The sequence below is a fragment of the Pyrinomonas methylaliphatogenes genome (assembly GCF_000820845.2).
Classification (GTDB): Bacteria; Acidobacteriota; Blastocatellia; order Pyrinomonadales; family Pyrinomonadaceae; genus Pyrinomonas; species Pyrinomonas methylaliphatogenes.
Genome location: NZ_CBXV010000008.1, coordinates 497235 through 519642, shown reverse-complemented (window position 1 = coordinate 519642; position 22408 = coordinate 497235). Strand labels below are relative to the sequence as shown.

At 60.0% G+C, this 22408-nt stretch carries 16 protein-coding genes; 10 read left to right on the top strand and 6 right to left on the bottom strand.

The genetic code is table 11. From position 1 onward, the window contains the following. The first annotated feature begins 33 nt into the window (after positions 1-33). Both PYK22_RS16930 and PYK22_RS16925 read left to right on the top strand, forming a co-directional pair. A complete protein-coding gene (locus PYK22_RS16930) occupies positions 34-2571 on the top strand; it encodes a DUF4861 family protein (protein ID WP_162199856.1) in 2538 nt (845 codons plus the stop codon). 131 nt (positions 2572-2702) lie between these two features. Continuing rightward, positions 2703-3392: a TlpA family protein disulfide reductase gene (locus PYK22_RS16925; protein WP_157770884.1), complete on the top strand. Its 690-nt coding sequence runs from the start codon at positions 2703-2705 to the stop codon at positions 3390-3392. Positions 3393-3423: 31 nt separating this feature from the next. Here PYK22_RS16925 and PYK22_RS13450 read toward each other — a convergent pair whose 3' ends face one another. Continuing rightward, positions 3424-3642: a hypothetical protein gene (locus PYK22_RS13450; RefSeq protein WP_041978065.1), complete on the bottom strand. Its 219-nt coding sequence runs from the start codon at positions 3640-3642 to the stop codon at positions 3424-3426. 160 nt (positions 3643-3802) lie between these two features. Here PYK22_RS13450 and lexA point away from each other — a divergent pair, with 160 nt between their 5' ends. Continuing rightward, on the top strand, positions 3803-4423 hold the full coding sequence (gene lexA / locus PYK22_RS13445) for a transcriptional repressor LexA (protein ID WP_041978063.1): 621 nt from the start codon (positions 3803-3805) through the stop codon (positions 4421-4423). 11 nt (positions 4424-4434) lie between these two features. Here lexA and PYK22_RS13440 read toward each other — a convergent pair whose 3' ends face one another. Further along, on the bottom strand, positions 4435-5133 hold the full coding sequence (locus PYK22_RS13440; protein WP_041978061.1) for a hypothetical protein: 699 nt from the start codon (positions 5131-5133) through the stop codon (positions 4435-4437). Between the two features lie 132 nt (positions 5134-5265). After that, positions 5266-7518 (bottom strand): EAL domain-containing protein, encoded by a 2253-nt coding sequence (locus PYK22_RS16920; protein ID WP_060635675.1) that lies wholly within the window; start codon positions 7516-7518, stop codon positions 5266-5268. Between the two features lie 284 nt (positions 7519-7802). Between PYK22_RS16920 and PYK22_RS13430 the strand changes: the two genes are divergently transcribed. From PYK22_RS13430 to PYK22_RS13420, 3 genes are read left to right on the top strand one after another with little or no spacing between them, the layout of a single operon-like run. Next, positions 7803-8231, top strand: coding sequence for a BrxA/BrxB family bacilliredoxin (locus PYK22_RS13430; RefSeq protein WP_041978059.1), 429 nt, complete (start codon positions 7803-7805; stop codon positions 8229-8231). A gap of 39 nt (positions 8232-8270) precedes the next feature. Beyond that, positions 8271-10583, top strand: a complete 2313-nt coding sequence (recG, locus tag PYK22_RS13425) for an ATP-dependent DNA helicase RecG (RefSeq protein WP_060635674.1) — start codon at positions 8271-8273, stop codon at positions 10581-10583. A 34-nt stretch (positions 10584-10617) separates the two neighbouring features. Then, entirely contained in the window at positions 10618-11076 is a 459-nt protein-coding gene (locus PYK22_RS13420; RefSeq protein WP_060635673.1) for an RNase H family protein, read from the top strand. Here PYK22_RS13420 and PYK22_RS13415 read toward each other — a convergent pair. Next, positions 11060-11356 carry a hypothetical protein gene (locus PYK22_RS13415; RefSeq protein ID WP_041978057.1) on the bottom strand — a complete coding sequence of 99 codons (297 nt, stop codon included), beginning with the start codon at positions 11354-11356 and terminating at the stop codon, positions 11060-11062. The two genes, PYK22_RS13420 and PYK22_RS13415, sit on opposite strands and share 17 nt — an antisense overlap. A gap of 2 nt (positions 11357-11358) precedes the next feature. Between PYK22_RS13415 and PYK22_RS16915 the strand changes: the two genes are divergently transcribed. The 4 genes from PYK22_RS16915 (at position 11359) to PYK22_RS13395 (ending at position 18778) form a co-directional block, all read left to right on the top strand. Further along, positions 11359-13290: a WD40/YVTN/BNR-like repeat-containing protein gene (locus tag PYK22_RS16915; RefSeq protein ID WP_060635672.1), complete on the top strand. Its 1932-nt coding sequence runs from the start codon at positions 11359-11361 to the stop codon at positions 13288-13290. A 261-nt stretch (positions 13291-13551) separates the two neighbouring features. Next, positions 13552-16776, top strand: coding sequence for a TonB-dependent receptor (locus PYK22_RS13405; protein ID WP_083437860.1), 3225 nt, complete (start codon positions 13552-13554; stop codon positions 16774-16776). Between the two features lie 103 nt (positions 16777-16879). Further along, the gene (locus tag PYK22_RS13400; protein WP_060635671.1) at positions 16880-17452 is read left to right on the top strand and encodes a hypothetical protein; all 573 of its coding nucleotides are present in this window, start codon (positions 16880-16882) and stop codon (positions 17450-17452) included. Between the two features lie 9 nt (positions 17453-17461). Further along, positions 17462-18778, top strand: coding sequence for a carboxymuconolactone decarboxylase family protein (locus PYK22_RS13395; RefSeq protein ID WP_041978051.1), 1317 nt, complete (start codon positions 17462-17464; stop codon positions 18776-18778). A 120-nt stretch (positions 18779-18898) separates the two neighbouring features. Here the strand turns inward: PYK22_RS13395 and PYK22_RS13390 are convergent, their stop codons facing one another. Both PYK22_RS13390 and PYK22_RS13385 read right to left on the bottom strand, forming a co-directional pair. Next, complete coding sequence (locus PYK22_RS13390) at positions 18899-20821, bottom strand: S9 family peptidase (RefSeq protein WP_099606195.1); 1923 nt, start codon at positions 20819-20821, stop codon at positions 18899-18901. 129 nt (positions 20822-20950) lie between these two features. After that, positions 20951-22240 carry a glucose-1-phosphate adenylyltransferase gene (locus PYK22_RS13385; RefSeq protein WP_041978049.1) on the bottom strand — a complete coding sequence of 430 codons (1290 nt, stop codon included), beginning with the start codon at positions 22238-22240 and terminating at the stop codon, positions 20951-20953. Between the last annotated feature and the right edge of the window lie 168 nt (positions 22241-22408).

Genomic DNA, 22408 nt, shown 5'->3' with positions numbered 1-22408 from the left:
ATCTTTCGACTCGGCTCGAAATTTGCCAAAAGCATGCGACGCAAAACTCACCTCTTGTTTGGCTCTCTCGTCTTCTGTGCGCTCGCCGCTCCGTTTGTCGGCGCCGTTTCTCACGTCAAGATCATCAAACTGGCGGTGGCGAATCAAACGGACCGTGAGCGCGAACATGAGAACATCGTCATCGAGGTCGCGGCGTTGAAACGAATTGCGCCGGATTTTAACGCCGGGGCGTTCGTCATCACGACGAGCGATGCGGCGACGCTCGAAGAGGACGCGCGCACGCTGCAGACGATCGAACTGCCATCGCAGGCGGATGATCTTGATGGTGATGGCAAAGCGGATGAGATCGCCTTTCAGATCCCGCTCAAAGCGCAGCAAACGCGCATCGTCAACATCGCCTACGGCGATCAGGCGACGATCGCGCGTTTGCGCAGCGACTACCCGAAGCGCGTCCATGCTAAATTCACCGCAAAGTACGAGGGCATCGGTTGGGAATCGGAATTGGTCGCATGGCGGCTCTATTTCGATCAGCGGAACGCCATCGATCTGTTCGGCAAGCGGCGGCCCGGGCTCTATTTGGAAACATTCGGCGCGCCCGATTACGACTATCACGCGGAGGCGCCGTTCGGGCGCGACATCTACAAGATCGGTGATGCGCTCGGAATTGGCGCCGTCGGGGCGCTCGTTGACGGCCAAGCGGTTAAAGTTTCGGATGTCGTCGAACGGCGTTGGCGCATCATCAGCGCTGGACCGGTGCGCGCCATCGTCGAACTTGATTACAAAGGTTGGCGCGTCGGCGATCGCCGCATCGATCTGACGAGTCGGATCACGCAATGGGCCGGCGAACGATGGTTCGAACATCGCATCGTGGCGAGAAACGTTGCCGGAATCCAGTTGGTCGCCGGGCTGCCGCTCAAAGAGGGCGTGGCGAAGTTTGAGGAGACCGTAGCGCAAGCGCGCGTCATCGCTACGTGGGGGCATCAGGTGTTGCGACCCGGAGCCGAGGCGACCGAATCGTTACCGGACCAGAGCTTGGGTCTAGCTTTGATCGCGCCGCAGAGCGGCGCGAAGGCGCTTGCCGATTCGGCAAATTACCTTTTGCCGCTCGAACTCGAGGGCGGTTCGGCGCGCTGGTACGTAGTCGCCGCTTGGGATCAAGAGGAGACCGAGCGCATGGAGGTGCGCGCAGAGGATGCAGCGCACAGGAATGGGACAGGGACGCTCGTTCTGCCGGCGCGCGCGATCAGAACGCAGGATGAGTTCGCGCGCTACGTTCGCGCGCTCGGCGCGCGTTTGAGCCAACCTGCCACCTGGCGACTGCTTTCCGAAGCGGCGGCGCCGCAATCGGCTCCGCCCGATACGCTCAATCCGGCGCGGAAGAGATCCTACCGTGAAGCGATCGAGTTGATGCGCCAAGCGGTCGATCGCGCGGCTCAGCGATGGGAGCCGATCATCGCCGCGGCTCCGATCGGAAAGATGACCGCAAACGGCGGCGGACAAGGCTTCTTCACCGAAGGCGACAATTGGACGGGTGAGTGGCGAAGGCAGGACGGTTATTTCTGGACGGGCGGCTTTTGGACCGGTCTGCTCTGGAAGTTTTATGACTGGACCAGAGATGAACGCTATCGGCGTTGGGCTGAGCTGTGGAACGCGCGTCTGCTTGGCCGGGAGATGATTCAAAATCACGACGTCGGTTTCTTGAATTTCTATTCCTCCGCCCTCGCTTACGGGTTGACGAAAGATCCGAAGTATCGCGCGGGAGCGTTGCGTGCGGCTGAGAGGTTGAAGCAGCTTTACAATCCGACGACCGAACTCGTCGCCGCGTGGGAGGTCGGCGGCGATGATACGATCATCGATACGATGATGAATTTGCAGATCTGGTGGTGGGCCAGCAGGGAGACCGGCGATCCCGAATGGCGCGAGCTCGGGCTGAAACATGCGCTCCGTTCGGCCCAATGGTTGGTGCGGCCAGATGGATCTGTCATTCAATCGGTCCACTACAATCCCGGCGATGGCCGTCAAGAATTCAACTCGCACGGCATCAGGGTTCAAGTGGCGAACGCGGCGCGTCCTGGCGAATGGGTCTTCAACCACACGCATCAAGGTTTCGCCGCCGATACCTCATGGTCACGCGGCACGGCTTGGGGGCTCTATGGGTTTACGGTCGCTTACGCGGAGACACGCGACGCGCGCCTGCTTGCTACAGCCGAACGGATCGCCGCTTTCGTCCTCGACCGATTGCCGGAAGATGGCGTCCCTTGGTACGACTTCTACGATGAGGGCGTGCATTTTCGCAATCGCGATACATCGGCTGCCGCGTTGATCGCCGGAGCGCTTTTGCGCCTTTCGGAACTGACCGGCGACCGCGAGCGCGCGGCGCGTTATCGGCACGAAGGTGAGCGCATCGTGCAGTCCTTGATCGATCGTTACTTGACGCCCGTGTCGGCTGACGATCGCACTCCGCCTGGCGTATTGCGCCACGGGTCTTCGACGCGCCCGCACGATGGGCGGTTGATCTACGGCGATTACTACTTGCTCGAAGCGTTGCTGTGGCTTGAAGGGCATCGGTGACGAGAATTGCTCTCTTAGGGTTGCCATGGTTTGGAGCATCGGCGGCTGGCGTTTAGGCTGCGCGGTCGGTTCGATTGGCGTCTCCGCTTGACTCGGAGGAGAGCGGTCGTTTAGCTTGACTCATGGGATCGATGGGCCAAGTGAAGGATTCGGATTTTGCGACCGAGGTTGATGAGCGCCGTTTTTCACCTTCGATGAGCGAGCAAGCCATTGCAAGACGGATCGTCAAGCGCGCTATTTGCTTCTTGCTGATCGCGCTTATCGGCGGAGTTGTCGCTTGCTCGCGCCGCGCGGTCGAGGTGAAAGAATCGGGGAATGTTGGCGCATCCTCTTCGATCAGGACTGCTGGATCGAACGGAGCAAATTCCGCGCTGCCGGCGGTGCCGGCTGAATTGATGGAGGCCGAGATCCGGATGCTCGACGGCGGGACGATCCGTCTGGCCGATTATGCCGGCAAGGTCATCGTTTTGGATCTTTGGGCGACGTGGTGTCCGCCGTGTCGCGATGAGATCCCGCATCTGGTCTCGTTGAACGATGAGCTCAAGTCGCGCGGAGTGGAGTTCATCGGGTTGACCGTAGATGCTAACGACAACGCGCATAAGCTAAGGGATTTCGCGCAGCGGTTTGGCATCAACTATCGGATCGGATGGGCGGATGAGGATTTCGCGCTCGCTTTCATGGGCGATTATGGTTCGATCCCTCAGACCTTCGTCATCACGCGCGATGGGCGTGTGCTGAAGAAGTTCGTCGGCTTCGATCCCGAACGCAGTCCTGCGCGTTTGCGCGAGGCGATAGATCGGGCGCTCGACGGCGGCTCATAAGTGAGGAAGCTGGAATGGGCGGAGGAGTTAATTATTCGTTTCGCCGTCTCTTCAGTTTGCGTTCCGCCTCTTCGCGCAATTGGCGCCCCTCGCGTTCGAGTTCGGCGTCCTGCAGAGCTTGAGCGACGCTCTCTTTGGCGCGCCCCTCGAGAAGCTCCATCTCCGCTTCGACGATCCCTTCGACCTGATCGATGGGCGCTTCTTCTCCGGTCTCTTCTTGGGTCCTGATTTTACGTTTGTCGATCTCCATCTTCGGTCCCCCCCTGTCATTTGGCGATGAGACATCGTCTCATCCTTCATCTCATCGCGTCAACGCGAGAACGAATGGGGCGCGGGCTGCTCTTTTCGGAGGGCGATCGTTGACGCGCGAGGCCGCGACTGGCTAGAATCCGCCAGCGAGGGCAAAGGCGATGCGACCGCGAACGCGCCGACAGAAGGAGATACTCGACTACATCGCGGGTTTCATCGAGCGGCATGGTTACGAACCCTCCTATGCGCAGATCGCGCGCCATTTCGGCATCTCCTCGAAAGCGACCGTCGCCAAGCACATCCAAGCGCTCGAGCGGCGCGGTCTGATCGCGCGCCGGCGCGAAAGCAGCGGATTCATTTTGCGGGTGGTTGCGGAAGGGGATGCAAATGGATGGTGCGAGATCCCTCTGCTCGGTCGCATCGCCGCCGGTCTGCCGATGGATGCGATCATCGACGCTGAGACGATCCCTGTGCCTCGATTCCTCTTAGGGCGCGTGCGCGCCGAGAACGTTTACGCCTTGCGCGTGGTCGGCGATTCGATGATCGACGAGCACATCTGCGATGGCGATATCGCGATCATCGAGAATCGGACTGAAGCTTGCGATGGCGAGATCGTCGTCGCGCTCATAGATGGCGATCGCGTTACGTTGAAGCGATTCTATCGTCTCGGGGACGAGATCGAATTGCGCCCAGCGAATTCGCAACTTACCCCGCTGCGCTTGCCTGCCGTGCGCGTTTCGATTCAAGGCATCTTCCGCGGTCTGCTGCGTTCGGCGAGTTAAAGCGTGTGCTCTCAGGAGAGGTGGGCGAGACGCCGCCGCGCTTTGGCGATTTGACGATCGAGATCTTCGGCCATCTCGGCAAGCGCGTCCCGGCCTTGTCGTGCCGCGTCATCGACTTTGAGCTTTATCCTGTAGAGCGCGTCCCCTTTGATCCGCTTGATGCCGAACTCGATGGTGATCAGTTCCTCTTTGAGATCGAGCAATCGGCTTTTAGGATCATCGGCTTCGTTGCGTCGAGCCGATGCGCAGTAGGACTGCAACCGTTCATCGGCGAGCAGTGAATGCAAGCTCTCGACATCGCCCTCGCGATAGGCGCGGCTCGCCTCGGCCATGATCGAGTGGCGGCGCGCGGCCTCTTGCGGATTGGCGGCATGATCCGGATGGAACATCTTGGCGATCGTCCAGAAGATTTTGCGTAAGCTCATCCTCGTTTCCGGCTGAGCTTCGGGCGGGTCGCTCGTCGCTTCATCTTCTCCATCGTCGCTCGCGCCGAGGAGCCTGCGTTCCGCCTCGCGGATAGCTCGTTCGATTTCGGACAACTCCGCCAACCGACTTCCGATGATCCGCGTGTAGAGCGTGCGGAAGGCGCGCATCTCCTCTTGCAGCGAGGCGAGTTCGCGCCGCCGTTCATCGAGCAAGCGTTCGATGCGGGCGATCTCTGCCGCAAGATCTTCAGCGCGCGATATCGGTTGCAAGCTCAGATTCTGCATCGGGACGATCTAGCGACCGGTTCGCGATCGGCGTGAAAGCGCGTAAGTTTAGCAAGATTTATGGGAAAAGTCTCGCGAGCGCGGCTCTTCATGTGAGTCGACCGGGGAGCGACCGCCGATTTAAGGCTGAGATCACATTATCAGTTTGTTTTCGATCGAACCGATCGGGGGCGGTGAATTGAGCGCGAAGAAATCGCGCTCGCCGCTGTTGACGGCGCGGATGAGCTCTTCAGCCGCGCAAGCGGCGAGCGGTTTGGAGAAGAAGTAGCCTTGCCCGTAGTGGCACGAGAGCGCGCGCAAGATCTTGACCTGTTCCATCGTTTCGATGCCTTCGGCGATCACCTCCATCCCTAAATTCTGGGCCAGGCGGGTGATCGTGCGGACGATCTCGATGTTTTCGTCGCTGCATCCCATGTTGGAGATGAAGGAGCGATCTATTTTCAAGGCATCGAACGGGAAGCGATGTAGATAGCTGAGCGATGAATAGCCGGTGCCGAAATCGTCTATGCTCAGGCAGACGCCCAGGGCGCGCAGTTGCTCGAACACGGTGGTCGCCGCGTCGGCGTTCTCCAACACCAGGCTCTCTGTAACTTCCAACTTCAAACAATGCGGAGGGAAACCGGTACGCGCCAATATGGATTCGACCCGAGCGACGAAATCGGATTGGATCCAATTCTTGCTTGAGATGTTCACGCTGATGGCGAGCTGTTTGTTGGCCGGAGATTGTTGTTGCCAAACGCTCATCTGGCGGCAAGCCTCTTCCAAGATCAACATGCCTATCGGCACGATCATCCCCGTCTCTTCCGCGATGGGGATGAATTCGGCGGGCGAGACGAGCCCTCGCTCCGGATGATGCCATCGCGCCAGCGCTTCAAACCCGACGAGCTTGCCCGTTTCGAGTTCGACTATCGGTTGGTAATGCAGACAGAATTCCGCGCGTTCGATCGCGCGGCGCAGATCGTTCTCCATCTTCAACCTCGCCACCGCGCGCGAATGCATCTCTTTGTCGAAGAGTTCGTAACGGGCCTTGCCGCCTTCTTTGGCGCGGTACATGGCGATATCGGCGTCGCGGATGATCTCATCCGGGTGATCGTATCCGCTGATGCTCAACGCGATCCCGATGCTCGCGGTGATGAAGGCTTCGCTCCGTTCGATGGTGAACGGGGCGGAGAGCGCCTCTTGAATCTTCTCCGCCACGCGGACCGCGTCGCTCGAGTCGCGGATCCCATCGAGCAGAACGGCGAATTCGTCGCCGCCGAAGCGGGCCACCGTGTCAGCCTGCCGAAGGCAAGATTCCAACCGCCGCGCGGTGGCGACGAGCAGCTTATCGCCGAAAGAGTAGCCCAGGCTGTCGTTGATATGTTTGAAGCGGTCCAGATCGAGGAAGAGCACGCTGAAGATGTATTCCGGACGGCGCTTCGCGCGTTCGATGGCTAAGCGGACGTGATCGGTGAACAGCGCCCTGTTGGGCAGGCCCGTGAGCGCGTCGTGGAACGCCGCGTAACGGAAGTGCTCGCGACTCTCCTTCAACGCGCGGCTCGTCTGCTCGAGTTGAGCGATGTAGCGGTTGAGTTCGCGCACGTGCCTTTCGGCCTGCTCGGCGCGTTGGCGTTCGAATTCGGCCCGTTGTCTTTCGGCCAACTCCGCTTGTGCCGCTGCCGTCCTGATGTCGTCGAGGTATTTAGAATAGGTCAGGTAGAGGATGAGGACGACGGGGCTGGAGATCAGCAGCCCGTAGAAGCCGACATAGTGGCCCAGATAGGCGATCAGTCCGGCGATGGCAGCGCCTATGAAGTAGGTGAGCGAAGAGCACAGATAGTTTCTATACCACGCCTCTAGGATCGAAAGATCGTTCTTGAGCGCGAGGCCGATGGCGACCAGCCCGGTGTTGCCGATGAACTGGACCAACGCCATGGCGCAGAGCATCGTGATCGTGACGGGCAGATTGCGGTCCGGAAGGAGCGAGGTGTCGCCGAAGGCCGAACGCACCGCGATCGCCGTCGCGAAAGTGGAACAGGCCATCGCCGCCGAGTTGAAGAGGATGGTCAACGGTCGCCTGCTTTTGCTGATGCGCAATCCGGAGCAAAAACCTTCGGCGGCGGCGAGCAGGACCGCCACTTCCCGACCGTAAAGCAGAAGGGCGAGGAAGATGAAGGCGTCTGAGATGGTGATGTTCGTATCGAATCGCGGGATCGGGATGGCGAAGCGGAGGCTCGTGATGACGATCATCGCCGTTAGGAACAAGAGGCTTAAATCGAGCCTTTCGACCGGAAGCGACCGGATCGAGCGAAGGGCTATGAGCAGGCCGATCGCGACGATCAACCATCTGTAATAGTCGGTGAAACGCTGCTTGTCGATGGTGGTTTTCGCGACCTCTTCGCCCATTGCGCATCTGACCGCCGATCGGTTATCGCCTTCGCCCCACTTCCCTCGAAACACATTTCGGCATTTATTGCCAAAACTTTAGCCGCAGGCGTCGAGGTTTGCGCGCCGAAGAGGCGCAATATGCGGGGGGAAGGAGGCTGAAAAATCTGGGAAAGCTCGTTAAATTGCGCTTTTCAGCCGTCAGTCAAAACCATCTGTCGCCTGCGAGCGGCTTTGAAGAGCGTCGTCGAACGCTCTAAAATCTTACGGGTGAATTCTCGCTTGTGAGGGAGAGTTTAAGAGCGATGACGCCGTATCCTGAGATCATGATTCGCCCGATGCGCGAGGAACTGACGCGCTTAGGGATTGCGGAAACGCGCACGCCTGAGGAGGTTGATCGGGCCATCAATCAGCCGGGGACCGTCATGGTCGTCGTCAACTCGATCTGCGGTTGTGCCGCGGGCAAGGCGCGACCGGCGGTCGCTATGGCTTGGCAACACGACGTGAAACCGGATCGCGCCATCACGGTCTTCGCGGGCGCGGATATCGAAGCGACGGCGCGGGCGCGTAGCTACTTCACCGGCTATCAGCCCTCCTCGCCGCAGATCGCCATCCTCAAAGATGGCAAGCTCGTCTACATGCTGGAGCGGCATGAGATCGAATCGAGCGATGCGGCGAGCATCGCCCGCAAACTGATCGAAGCGTTCGATCGTTACTGCGCGCAGAAGGACTAGCCGAAGGGCGAAAGATTTAAGGCATCGAGCCCCAAATTCATGTTATCCCTCTCCACCCCGATCCTCGAGCTTGCCGCGCACGGCATCCCGCGACTGGGCCAGCATGGAGCGCGGCGGTTGGCCTTGGCGGTCGCTGCCTATGTCAACAAGCGCGACGCGAGGGAAGCGACTGTGGAAGATCTGCTCAGTTACTTCCCGATGCGTTACGAGGATCGGTCGAATCTGGCGCATATCGCCCAACTGCGACACGGCGTGGAAGCCTCGCTCGAACTCTATGCGCGAGTGGCTGGCGGCTATCAGGTCGGTAAAAACCGCGCGCCCAATCAGCCGCTCTACATCTTCGAGATCACGGCGAACGATGCGGAGATGACCGGCAGACCGGTCGTCGTCTGGTGGTTCATCTCCGGACGGCATGCGCCGCGCATCGTCAAATACTACACGCAGAAGTTCGCGCGCGGGACGCGCTTTATCGCCTATGGACGGTGGGAGTGGGATGCACGCCGCAACACTTTCGCCCTGCGCCTGAACCGTCCGGATGAACTCGAGGTGCTGCCCGGGCACGGCGCGCCGGCATATGGGCTTTTGCGCTTGGTCGAAGAGAAAGAATCGGCGGGGGAGGATAGCGCCGGCTTGTCCGAAGAGCTTTTGGAGGAGGCGGAAGAGGATGGCGATCCGGCTTTGGCGGCGATTCACGCCGGGCGTCGCGTGCCCATCTACCGCAAGCTGGGCGAATTTCGCACCAAACGCTTGCGCGAGATCATCTATGCCGTGCTGGACCAGTTGCCGGATGATGCCATCCCCGAAACTCTGCCTGCGGACCTCATCGCTCGTCAGCGTCTGATCGGGCGCGCCGAGGCGCTGCGGCGCATACATTTCCCGGCGGAAGACGCGCCGCTTGGCGAATACGAAGAGGCGCGCAGTCCGGCCCACCGGCGGCTCATCTTCGAAGAGTTCTTCTGGACCTCTTTTGCGCTCGCGCTTCGGCGCAGCGAACGCGAAGCAGAACCGAAGGGCGCGGTCATCGAGATCACCGACCGGATGCGCGAGCGGATCTTCTCCATCCTCCCGTTCAAGCTGACGACCGCGCAGGAACGCGCCATTCGCCGCATCTTCGACGACATGCAATCGAACGTCCCGATGAACCGCTTGCTGCAAGGCGACGTCGGGAGCGGCAAGACCGTGGTCGCCGTGCTGGCGATGCTCGCGGCGATGGAGAACGGCTATCAGACGGCCTTGATGGTGCCGACCGAAATCCTCGCCGAACAGCACGCGCGCAACATCAAACGGTTGCTCGCCGCGACGCCTTACAGGGTGGAACTTTTGATCGGCAGCTTGCGCGCGAGCGAGAAACGGCGCTTGCACGCTGATCTCGCCGCCGGCGACATACACTGTTGCATCGGCACGCACGCGTTGATTCAAGAAGCGGTCCGGTTTCACAAGCTTGGTCTTGTCGTCATCGATGAGCAGCACCGCTTCGGCGTGCTCCAACGCGCCGCGCTGCGCGAGCGGGGCTACAACCCGGACGTGCTGGTGATGACGGCGACGCCCATCCCGCGCAGCCTCGCGATGACCGTCTACGGCGACTTGGACGTTTCGGTGATCGACGAATTGCCGCCGGGGCGCACGCCCGTCAAAACGGTGGTCATCGGTGAGGATAAACGCGCGGGCGTCTATCGCGGCATCGAGCGCGAGGTGCGCAAAGGGCGGCAAGTCTACGTCGTCTATCCGCTCATCGAAGAGTCGGAGAAGATCGATCTCAAAGCGGCGACGCGCATGTACGAACACTTGCGCGATGAAGTCTTCCCGCACTTCACAGTTGGGCTCCTGCACGGCAAGATGAAGGCGGCGGAGAAGGAAGAGGTGATGCGCCGTTTCGTCGCGGGCGAGATACAGATCCTCGTTTCGACGACGGTGGTCGAAGTCGGCGTAGACGTGCCGAACGCTTCGGTGATGGTCATCGAACATGCCGAGCGGTTCGGCCTTTCGCAGCTTCATCAGCTTCGCGGGCGCGTCGGGCGCGGAGCCGAGCAGTCCTTCTGCGTGCTGATCGCATCGGACAAACAGACTTCGGTCGCGCGCGAACGGCTCGGCATCATGGAAGAATCGTCCGACGGCTTCCGCATCGCGGAGAAGGATCTCGAGATACGCGGTCCGGGCGAGATCTTGGGTACACGGCAATCGGGATTGCCCATGTTCCGGCTGGCGAATCTGGTGCGCGATCTGCGCCTTCTCGAAGAGGCGCGGCGCGAGGCTGACCTTTATATCTCGACGCGTCGGCACGCGCGCGAAACGCTGCGCATGATCGAGCGTGTAAGAAGCGACGCGCGCTTCGGTTTGGCGTCGGTTGGGTGATCTGGTTATTCGAGGAGCACGAACGTTGAAAACAGTGACCATCTTTTGCGACGGATCGAGCATCGGCAACGGGCAGGGGAGCGAGCGCGCGGCGGCGGTGGCGCTTCTAAACTATCGCGACAAGTGGCGCGCGGTGGGGCGGTTTTTGGGGCGCGCGACCAATCAGCAGGCGGAGATCGTCGCCGCCACGTTGGGCCTCGAGCGCTTGCGCGAGCCATGTCGCGTGCGCCTGATCACCGATTCGCGTTACGTCGTCGAGACGATGACCGGGCGCTTTCGCAAGCGGGCAAATCAAGAGTTGTGGCAGCAGCTTGAACGGGCGATCGATGCGCACCAGATAGACTGGCAGTGGACGCGCGGACATGCCGGGCACGAGATTCAAGAAGCGGTCGATGAGACGGCGCGTCGCATCGCGCTCCTTGGCCGGGTGGACCAGAGCTTGCTCGAGCGGTTGGAAGAGAAGGCGCGCCAGGCCGTCAAGCGCGATGAATAACCGGCGCGCTCGCATGTTTCGCCGGAACCTTGTTTTGGGCCTTTTCATCGTGAGGCGCTTTGGCAGGTTTGGCTCGAGCGGTGAAATCTTCTTCAACCATCCTTTCGCCCAATGACGCGATTCCGACATGGTTCGGCGAGGCGTGGCCGAGCGGTGAAATCTTCTTCAACCATCCCTTCGCCCCCTTCAGTTTAATCGCCGCTCTGAGCGGTGTTAAAATTTTGACTCTCGAGCGCACTGTGCCGGATCGAAAGAAAATTTTGTGAAGATGGCTTCCCATCCGTGCTTCTAACCCTCCTCAAACTGCGCCCGTTTCTGCTCGCGCTGTTCGTCGCCGCGGCATCAAGCGCGCAACATCGTCGCGCGTGGATCTGGCAGAATCCCTTGCCACAAGGTGGATCGATCTATGCCATCCGCTTCGCTTCGGATGGACGGCATGGTTGGGCCGTCGGCGCGGATGGTCTCATCCTGCGCACCGCTTCGGGCGGTTTCGATTGGGAGTGGCAAGAATCACCGGCGCGAACGGCTCTCTACGGTCTGTTCATCAAAGATGAGAAAAGGGCGGTGGCGGTCGGCGCGCGCGGGACCATCTTGCTGACCGATGATGGCGGCGCGCATTGGAAGCTTGTGCGAAGCGGGACGGGCGATCATCTTTATTCGGTCGCTTTCGCCCCGGATGGTCAGCACGGCTGGGCCGTCGGCACTTACGGATGTATCGTCGCGACGGTCGATGGCGGGAAGACTTGGCAGAGACAGACATCCGACACTCGAGCGCATCTGTGGAGCGTGGCCTTCTCCGATGCGTCACACGGCGTCGCCGTCGGAGATAAAGGCACGGTGCTCATCACCAGCGATGGCGGGTCGAAGTGGGAGCGGCGTCAGGCGGTGACCGATCTTACTTTGACTGGGGTCGCCTTTGCCGATGATCGGACCATCATCGCGTGCGGTGTGAGCGGTGCGATTCTGCGCAGCACAGACGCGGGCGAAACTTGGCGGCGCATGGAGTCGTATGTCAAAGCCGATCTGATTTCGGTCTTCTTTCGCGATGCGCGGCACGGTTGGATCGTTGGAAGCGACGGCGTGACGCTAACGACGGCTAACGGCGGCGAAATCTGGTTGCCCGTTAGCGTCAAGACGGAACCGCGCTTATTGACCGTTTACTTCGCTGACGATAAGACGGGATGGGCTGCTGGTGAGGGCGGTTTGATCCTACGCTCGGATGATGGCGGGATCGAATGGCGTCGGTTGACCGATGGCGTGCGCGATGATCTGCTCGATATCTTCTTCATCGACGATGTTCACGGCTGGGCCGTCGGCGCGCGCGGCAAGATCCTCTTCACGAATTCTGGAGGGAGGAGCTGGACCATTCGCCCGTCGGGCACGACGGCGCGCTTAAACGCCGTTTTCTTCCTCGACGAGCGACGCGGCTTCGTCGTCGGCGATCGAGGGACGATCTTGCGCACGCTGGATGGCGGCCTCATCTGGCAGAAGGTTTCAGTCGATACAGATCAAGATTTGCTTGGAATTCATTTCGTCAACAACGAAGGTTGGGCGGTCGGCGCGCGCGGAACCATCATCCATTCGGCGGATGGCGGCGCGACGTGGCATCTTCAACGTTCAGGCACGCTCGCATGGCTTGAAGCCGTTTGGTTCACCGACGAAAAGCATGGTGTCGCGGTCGGCTCCGGCGGAGCCATTCTCCGCACGAGGGACGGCGGTGAAACTTGGGAGAGTGTCGCGGCGAACGTGCGCGAGTGGCTCTATGATGTAGCCTTCACCGACGCGCGGCGCGGATTCATCGTCGGCGCGCATGGGCTTATCTTGCGTACGGATGATGGTGGGCGAAGTTGGCGCGATCAAGAGAGCGGCGTTGATCTTAACCTCTTCGCCATCTCGCTCGCCAATCGCGATGAGGCGCTCATCGTCGGCGATCAGGGATTCATCTTGCAAACGCGCGATGGCGGCGCGACGTGGAGATTGATCCCGAACGTTAGCCACGTCCGTCTGTACGGAGTCGCATATCATGGCGGAACGGCTGCTTGGGTTGCAGGGAGCAATGGCAGCATCTTAAAGCGCGCTGATGCGCTGGCGACGGTCAAGATCCCGCGCCCCAAACTGTTGCCCACGCTGCGGGAGACGAGGAGAGAGGCGAGCGATTCGCTCCCTTCTGATGATATCCCGCGCGCTGTGCCGCCCGAGGCGCGTAAACCTTAAGTTGGCATAGATCGTCATCGGTCTGACGCTCAGCCGAGCGGTCACAAGATGCGAACGCCGAGCCTGAGATCGAGGCGCGCTCCATGCCCATCTCACCCCTCACTTGATCGCGATTACTTCGCCCCCGAAGCCTCTATAACCTTAGTTGTAAGCGAAGACCGTACTCAAGTTTAGTGGTGAGAGGACGATTTGTAGCTATCATCGCCAGCCAACGCAAGCGGTACCGAGTTCAAAGCTCAGCAGACTCGTGAGGGATCGGCGATGAGTCTTCTTCGTATGCGGCGCACCGTGGCCGTTTTAATCTCTTCGTTCCTGTTTTCGTTTTCCGTCACGTCTCAGATCACCGAAGCGACTTTACGCGGCGTCGTGAAAGACGCGACGGGAAACGCGATCGCGTCATCGGTCGTTGCGGTCCAGAGCGAAGCGAACGGGCAGGTCAGAACGGCCACGACGAACGAAGGCGGCGACTTCAGCTTGACCGGTCTTGCTCCCGGCATCTACACAGTCTTCGTGCGCGTGCCGGGATTCAAGACCTTTGAGCGCCGCGGCTTGAGATTGAACGTCGGGCAGATCACCGATCTCGAAATCAGACTCGAAGTCGGCGAAGTGCAAGCGACAGTGCAGGTCGATGCTACGGAGAGTGCGCCGCAGGTTTCAACTGAAGGGCGCGTCGCCGACACCTTCACGCAGCGCCAAGCGACAGAACTTCCGCTGGCCCAGCGCGATGTCTTCCTTTTGCCGAAATTGAGCGCAGGAGCGACCGCCATCCCCGGAGCGGCCAACTCGACCAAGTTGACCAATTCGCCCGTCATCACCGTGAACGGCAATCGGTATCGTGGCAACAACTATGTGCTGGATGGTGCGATGAACACGAATCCGAACAACACGGGCGAGCCCGCGATCGTGCCGAGCCTCGAAGCGGTTGAAGAAGTGCAAGTGCAGACGAGTAATTTCTCGGCGGAATTCGGGCGCGGTAACGGTTCAGTCATCAACATACGCACACGGTCTGGGACGAATGAATTTCATGGTCGGTTGTGGCACTACCACCGCAACGCAGCGCTCAACGCGCGCAACTTCTTTTCAACGGAACGCGCGCCGCGAGTCTTCAACCAGTTCGGCGGCAATCTCGGCGGCCCGATCATCAAGAATCGCACCTTCTTTTTCGCCTCCTATGAAGGGACGCGCGATGCTATAGCGCGCGCGCTTTCATTCCAAGTCGAGACGCCTGAGTTGAGAGATTACATCATCAGGCAACGCCCTAACAGCGTGGCTGCCCGTCTGTTCCGTCAGTTCCCAGCGCCGACGCCGCTGCCCGGCAGCGGCGCCAAGCGTTACGCCAATCAAACCGATCTCACTCTTGATGGCGTGACCATCCCGGCGACGGGAACGGCCACGATCAATTTGCGCGATTACATAAGACTGGACCAATATCTGGCGCGATTCGATCATTCGTTTAACAGGGATAAAGACAAATTGACGGCGCGTTGGATTGCGGAGTATCAGCGCGATGCTGGCGGCACCAGTTCCTCGACTTCGATGCTCGGTCGCGCCGCGCGCGGCAGTCGCGGCCCCTTTGATGGTTTCTTCGGCAATTTGAACCTCGGGCACATACATCTATTCGGTCGCGCCGTCAATGATCTGCGCCTATCGTTGCAATTCATCGATGCGCTTCGCGGCAACGACAAGGCGATCGTTCCCGAGATTAGCATCACTGGGATCACCGCGCCTTTCGGCGACGTCTTCAGTCAACGGACCAAACTCCGCACCTACGAAGTGCGCGACACGCTCTCCTTCGAGCGGAGCTCGCACATCATCCGCGCCGGAGGCGAAGCGCGTCGTATCTTCAAGGGGCTTTCGATCGGCCCAGCGACCGCTGGCACTTTCTCTTTCGCCAGCGTATCGGACTTCATCAACGATCGCCCTTTTCGGCAGACGCTCACCGTCGATCCTCGCACAGGACAGCCAATTGGTTTCCCACGCTACTTTACGGTTCATGAGTTCGGGCTATTCGTACAGGATGATTGGAAGGCGAGTGCGCGACTGAACATCAATCTAGGCGTGCGTTACGATTACTTCGGCGATGCGCGCGAACGCGAAGGGCGACTCTCTTCGATCATCTTCGGGCCGGGCAACAGCTTTCGCGAACGCTTGGCGAATGCGTCGGTGGGACGCGTCGAACGGCTTTACAAGCCGGAGCGGTTGAACTTCTCGCCGCGCGTCGGCCTCGCCTATGACCCTTTTGGCGACGGCAGGACCAGCATCCGCGCCGGATTCAGCCTCGCCTTTCAACCGCATCATGGACAATCAATCGCTGGGGCTCGTGCGCTTCCGCCCGATGCCGTGCAGATCGTCAGTCAGCCAAGCGTCGGCATCGGTACGCGCATACTCTATGACATACCTGTGCCTTTCAATCCCGAATTCGCGCGCGGGCTGAATCCGCAAGGTGGCATCAACCCTCTTCCCGGAGAGCGTGCGCGCATTCGCCCGACCGGCTTCGTCGTCAATCCGACGATCAAGACGCAGTACAGCGAAAGCTTCTTCTTGAGCGGGCAAAGACAGTTCGGTCACGGATGGATCGCGGAGGTCGGATACGTCGGCACGCTCGGCATCAACCTTGAGCGAATCGATGACATCAACCGTTTTCGCGGCGATCTTCTGGATGGGAGTGAGGATCGCATCAATCCGAATTTCGGGACGCTGCTTTTTGTGACCAACGGCGTCAACTCCAGTTATCATGGTTTTACGGCGGAAGCGCGGCGCGGTTTTTCTTCCGGTCTTTCGGTCCAGGTGAATTACCGTTTTTCGAAGTGGCTTGACACTTCGAGCGACACTTCGACTGGCCAGTTTCAGGATAATTCCGAGCCGGGTAAAGGCGCGCAAGATGTCGATTGCTTGCGATGCGAACGGGCCCGTTCGCTCTTCGATATTCCGCATCGCTTCACGGCTTCACTGATCTGGACGCCGCGGGCGTTCAAGGGGCGAGGCGGTTGGTTAGCTGGATTGCTCAACGACTGGCAGGTCGCGGCGCTCATCACCGCGCAATCCGGACGCCCTTTCTCCGTATGGAATGGATCGCGGCAGGGCGATTACAACCTCGACGGAGGAGGCGGCGCGGTCGGCGGCGGTTTCTATGATCGGCCCAATGCGCCCTTGCCCGGGACGATCAAAAAAAGTTTTGCGCAGAGAGATTTCTTGAACGGCTTGTTCCCGGCTAGCGCCTTCGCCGCACCGCGACCCGGGCAGAACGGCACGCTCGGGCGCAACACTTTTCGCGGGCCGCGCTACAGGACGCTCGATCTGTCACTTGCACGCAGTTTCGAAATTGCCGAAGAGAAGCGTTTGCAAATTCGCTTTGATGTCTTCAACGCGCTGAACAACGTCAACCTCTACTTGCCGAACGCCGATCTATCGCTCGGCAACTTCGGTAAATCGACGCAAGCTTTCGATGCGCGCGTCCTGCAGGCGGGTTTGAGGTTACTGTTTTGAGCCGAAAATGCGCTAGAGCTATTCCACCCAGACGCCGGCGAGTTTAAGATGTCCGTGAGATATCCATGCGAATTCGCTTCGAGCGATGAGTCAGGGAGGAAAAATGGGACGAGTTACGCTCTCTTGTCTGCTCGTTTTAGGGATGACGTTGGCGATGGTGGAAGCTCAGCCGCGCGAAGAGAAATCTGCCAGAACGCTCTTTGGGCGCGGGATCAATCATCAGGGTTCCAAGTGGCGCAGGATGACAGAAGATGAGTTGCGCGCCGTCGTTCCGGAACGCGCGCCGGTCGTCAAAGAGCGGATCGAAACTGAGCTGCGTACCGCATCCGGCATCATCGATGGCAACGGTCGCTACATCTTCGGCGTCGTCATCATCACTGCCGGATACGAAGCGGAGGGCAAATACACGCACTTTTTCAAAACGCAAGTGCCGCTCAGAGTCGGCGATCTCGAACTAGGGGCAGGCGAATACGTTTTTGGCTACCAGCGCCTGGCGGCAGATGCGCTGCGCGTCATCTTCTACCGAGCGACGGATGGCGGAATGATCGGCGCCGTGCGGGCCGCGGTCGAAAACAGGCGAGGCGCGATCTATTCGTTTCTCATCGAACCACCAATTGCCGGGCGAGGCAAGATCAAGATAGGTCGTTTCGGTTTCGAATATGCCCTGCTGGAGTAGAAGGTAGAGATGCTACGCGGAAAAACTGTTCGTTTAAGCGTCGCGATCTTCATCGGAGCATCGTTCCTTGGCTCATTCCGTTCAGCGGCTCTGGGAGGGCGGCTGGATGGGGCGGCGCTTCACTCGCTCTCCTCTTTGGAGGAGATGGCGCGCGGCAAAATAAAGATCACTCCACACGTCGCGCTCGCCGAAGGTCTTTCGGCAGCGGAAGTGCCTAATGCGGATCCGCTTGGGGGCGAGCGCGTGCCCAACTACATCCGAGCGTTGGCGCAACACACGAAGGCTGCGCCGCAGTTCGCCCACTTGGTGCGCACGGTCCTTTACGGAGGCAGTCTCTCTCCGGAGACGAAGATGGCCATTGTCCTGCGCGTCGCGCAAGTTTACGGCAGCGCCTACACGGCAGCTCACGCGCAGAGATGGCTACGCGCGAGCGAGAGTGGGCGGGGACTTCTCGCCGCATTGAAAGGTGGCGCAGAAGAGTCGCTGCCTTCTGCCGATTCGCTCGCGCTCAGATATGCGGAATTGCTGACGCGCGACATCCATGGAGTCAGCGACTCGGACTTTCAGCGCGTGCGCGCCCATTACAACGATTCGCAGATCGTCGAATTAACGATGACGGTCTGCTTTGCCAATTACTTCGTGCGATTGAACGAAGCTCTGAACCTGCCCGTCGAAGCGTGGGCGTTCGAACTGACGGCGAACGTTCAACCGGCGGGCCTGCGAGAGAGTCCATCTGCGCGTGTGGCGTTGATCTCAGACGAAGAAATGGAGGCGACCCGAGCGGCATTGGCTGCCAGCCGATCGCCGCAGCCGGGCGGATTGGGGTTAGGGATAGCCAACTCTCAACGCGCGATGCTGCGCGTCCCGGCTTTGGCCAAAGCTTGGCGCGAATATGGGATGAGCGTGCGAAACGGCGCGGCCATCTCGCGCGAACTTCAACTGCACATCTCTTTCGCCGTCTCGATGGCGAATGGCTGTCGCTACTGCACGCTGCATCAAGTGCTCGGCCTCAAAAGGCTCGGCGTCGATCCGAAGAAGCTATTGGCGATGAGAAAGGATGACTCGGCGTTGACCAAGAGCGAACTGGCTGCGGTCAGTTTCGCGCGCAAGCTGACGCGCATGGCGACCGTGACGGATGAGGACTTCGCCCTGTTGAAGGCTGAATTCGGCGAGCGGGGAGCGGTCGAAGTGGCGTTACAAACATGTGCCTTCGCTTTCATGAACCGTTTCACCGACGGGCTGCGCTTGCCTTCCGAGGACGAAGCGATACGCGCTTATCAAGAGATCTACGGCGCTGGAGCGATGGCCCGGGATTGGAACTGGTAGATTAAAGGATTTTCCTGCAACTCGAAGCTTGCATCTAGAAGCGAATCAGAACTTGCGAAGTCGTTCTGCCTTCAGAGGCGAAGGATCTTCGCCGATCCCTCGCCTCTTTGCCCGCTTTGTTTATTTGATCACACCGGAGTGACCTTTAATTTCGCCCATCGGCTCGAAGCGCCCGCCGAGGTGTTTGGCGAGAAACTCTTCGGCTTTGGCATAAAAATGCAACCGGTTTTCAGGGCGCGCAAAGCCGTGGCCTTCATCAGTGTAGACGATGTACTCGACCGGGATGTTGGCTTTACGCAGAGCTTCGACGATCTGATCGCTTTCGGCCTGTTTGACGCGCGGATCGTTCGCCCCTTGCCCGATCAGCAGCGGCTTCTTGATCTGATGGGCACGAAAGAGCGGCGAACGCGACTTCAAGAACTCCTCGTCGCTCCCCATGCGTTTGCTGAAGAGCGCTTTCATCGGAACCCAATAGGGCGGGATCGATTGCAGCAGCGTGACGAGGTTTGATGGCCCAACGATATCGACTCCGGCGGCGAACTCATCCGGCGTGAAGGCGAGTCCGACGAGCGTCGCATAGCCGCCGTAGCTGCCGCCCATGATGGCGACCCGCTTGGGATCGGCGATGCCCTGCTTGACGAGCCAGTTCTTGCCATCGATCAGATCGTCGTGCATCTTGCCGGCCCATTCGCGATCGCCGGCGTTCAAATAGGCTTTGCCGTAGCCGGTCGAGCCGCGGAAGTTCACTTGCAGCACGGCGTAGCCGCGATTGGCGAGCCACTGGACCATCGGATTATATCCCCACGTGTCGCGCGACCACGGACCGCCGTGAACGAGCAGGACCGTCGGCAGGTTTCGCGGCTCGACGCCGACGGGCAGCGTCAAGTAACCGTAGATCGTCATCCCATCGCGCGCTTTGAACGAGATGGGCTGCATCTTGGCGAGCTTGTACCGCTCCAGTTTCGAATTGTTACTGAAGAGCAACTGCGCGCGCCGTGTCCGACGGTCGTAGGCGTACCAGTAGACCGGTCCATCGTCCACGACGTAGGTAACGATCCACGTGCGGTCGTCTAGATCGCGGCTGGCGATCGTGATGTCGCCATCGCGCACCTTGCGCAGCGCGGCGAAGTCCGGTTCCAGTCCGCGATCGAGGATCTGCCATTCTAAACGCGCGCGCACGAAACTGACGGCTTCAAGCGTGCGTTTGCGCGGGTGGACCAGAATGCCGCTGACATCATACTGCGGATCTTCGGCGATGACGCGCTGTTGACCGTTGGCAAGATCGACCTCGAGCAGCCGCGCCGCGTTCGCGTTCACGCTCGAGATCAACCAGATGCGTTTGTTGTCTCGCGTGAATCCGGCGATTCCGCCGAAAGACTCGTCCGGCCCCCACTTGAGAAACGCGCGCCACGGCGATCGCTCGTCATCGCGGATGCGGATCTCCGTGCTGCCGTCGGGCAGCAGGACCTGCGCCGCGCGCACGCGCAAAGCGTTATCCGCCACCCAATCCGATACGTCGCCCGGATTCTGCGTGTCCAGTTCGAGCTTGCCGGTCGTCAAATCGACGCGGTAAACGTCATGTAGGCGCGGATCGCGGTTGTTGAGCGCCACCAGCATGCGGTCCGGGATGTCCGGATCGACGGCGACGATGCGCGCTTGCACGCGCTCGAACGGCGTCAGGTCGCGCGTCTGTTTGGTCTCCACAGAGGTCTGATAAACGCGCCAGTTCTCATCGCCGTTCTGGTCCTGCAGGTAGATGATGTGGCGGCTGTCGGGTTGCCAAAAGTAGATGCGGATGCCGCGCTTGCGGTCGTCCGTGATCACACGATCGTCCTGTTTGCCGACGGTGCGCACCCAGACGTTGAGAACGCCGTTGTGCGGCGCAAGATAAGCGAGCATGCGCCCGTCGGGAGAAAGTTGTGGGCTCGCGCGTTCGGGATTGCCGAAAAGGATCTCTCGCGGGATGAGCGGCGGCAGTTGTTGCGTCTCTGCACTCATGATCGGAAGAACAGAGAGCAAGGATAGTAGCAGTAAGCGCCTCATCTTGGCATCTCCTCCAAGCTGGTCTTTTGACGATTCGATTGCGGGAGCTTTGGGCCGTCGTTCATATTAACGAATCGAGGCATTGAAATGTTTCAACGACCCTCACGCGCGCAAACTCGCGCGCCGCCTTCAAATGGCTGTGCCATCGGGGATGACGGCGTTTTTGGGGATGATGATGATGCGGTCGCGGATGTAAAACATGCCGTCTGGCCCATCGGCGTGCTCGAGACCGGCTTCGTTGATCAACCGGACGCCCGCGCCGATGCGCGCGTTTTTGTCGACGATGGCATGACGGATGACCGAGCCTTCGCCAATACCGATGCGTGGCAATCCTAATCGATGGTCAGTTTCGATCTCGTCGATTGTCTGGAAATAATCGGCGCCCATCAGGATCGTCTCCTCGATGATCGTCCCGCTCTCGATACGGCTGCGCAATCCGACGATCGAACGGCGAATCCGCGCGCCGTTGATGATGCATCCCTCGCTGATGATCGAGTCGGTTATCTCGCAATTGTGGACCTTGGAGGGCGGCAGATATCGCGCGCGCGTATAGATGGGCGCATCGGCGTCGAAGAGATTGAACTTCGGGAGCGGAGAGGTTAGATCGAGGTTGGCCTTATAGAAGGCCGAGATGGTGCCGATATCCTCCCAGTAGCCGTTGAAGAGATAGGCTTGGACGTTGCTGCACCGAATGGCCGCGGGGATCACCTCGCGCCCGAAATCGACCCACGACGGATCACGCTTGAGCAGTTCGACTAACTTCTCGTAGCGAAAAACGTATATGCCCATCGAGGCGAGAAAGGGACGCGCCGCAGCCTCTTCCTCGCCCAATCCGAAGGCGCGCGTATCGACGCGCATCTCCTCGAGCGCGTGTCCCCTCGGCTTTTCCCGAAACTCGATCACCCGGCCCGTCTCATCCGTCTTCAATAATCCAAATTCCGACGCCGCTTCCATCGCACACGGGACGACCGAAATGGTCACATCGGCCCCCGTTTCGTCATGACGCCGGATGAAGTCGCGATAGTCCATGCGATAAAGATGATCGCCCGATAGGATCAGCAGCGTATCCACTCGCCAATCCTCGATGTGCGGCAGAACCTGCCGCACGGCATCGGCGGTCCCTTGAAACCATTGCGGGTTTTCGGGCGTCTGCTCGGCGGCGAGGATCTCGACGAAGCCATCGCTGAATTGCGAGAAGCGATAGGTCTGCGCGATGTGACGGTTGAGCGAGGCCGAATTGTACTGTGTGAGGACGAAGATTTTCGTCACGTCCGAATTGATGCAGTTGGAGATGGGCACATCGACCAGACGATATTTGCCGGCGAGCGGCACAGCCGGTTTCGAGCGCCGCTGCGTCAACGGGAAAAGGCGTGTGCCCGCTCCGCCGCCCAGTATCAGTGCCAGAAGGTTCCGCTTCATGGCGCGCAGCCTCCGTCGGGATCGTTTACGGTTGGAGCATAGATCCGCCGCGCGCGCAATGCAAGACCTTCGTTGAAGGCCTCTCGGAGCGAGCGAGTCGAAGGGACGCCCTGTGGTTGCAGGGCGATCTTCAAAATAGGGAGAGCGACGCCGCTCGACCGAGCGACC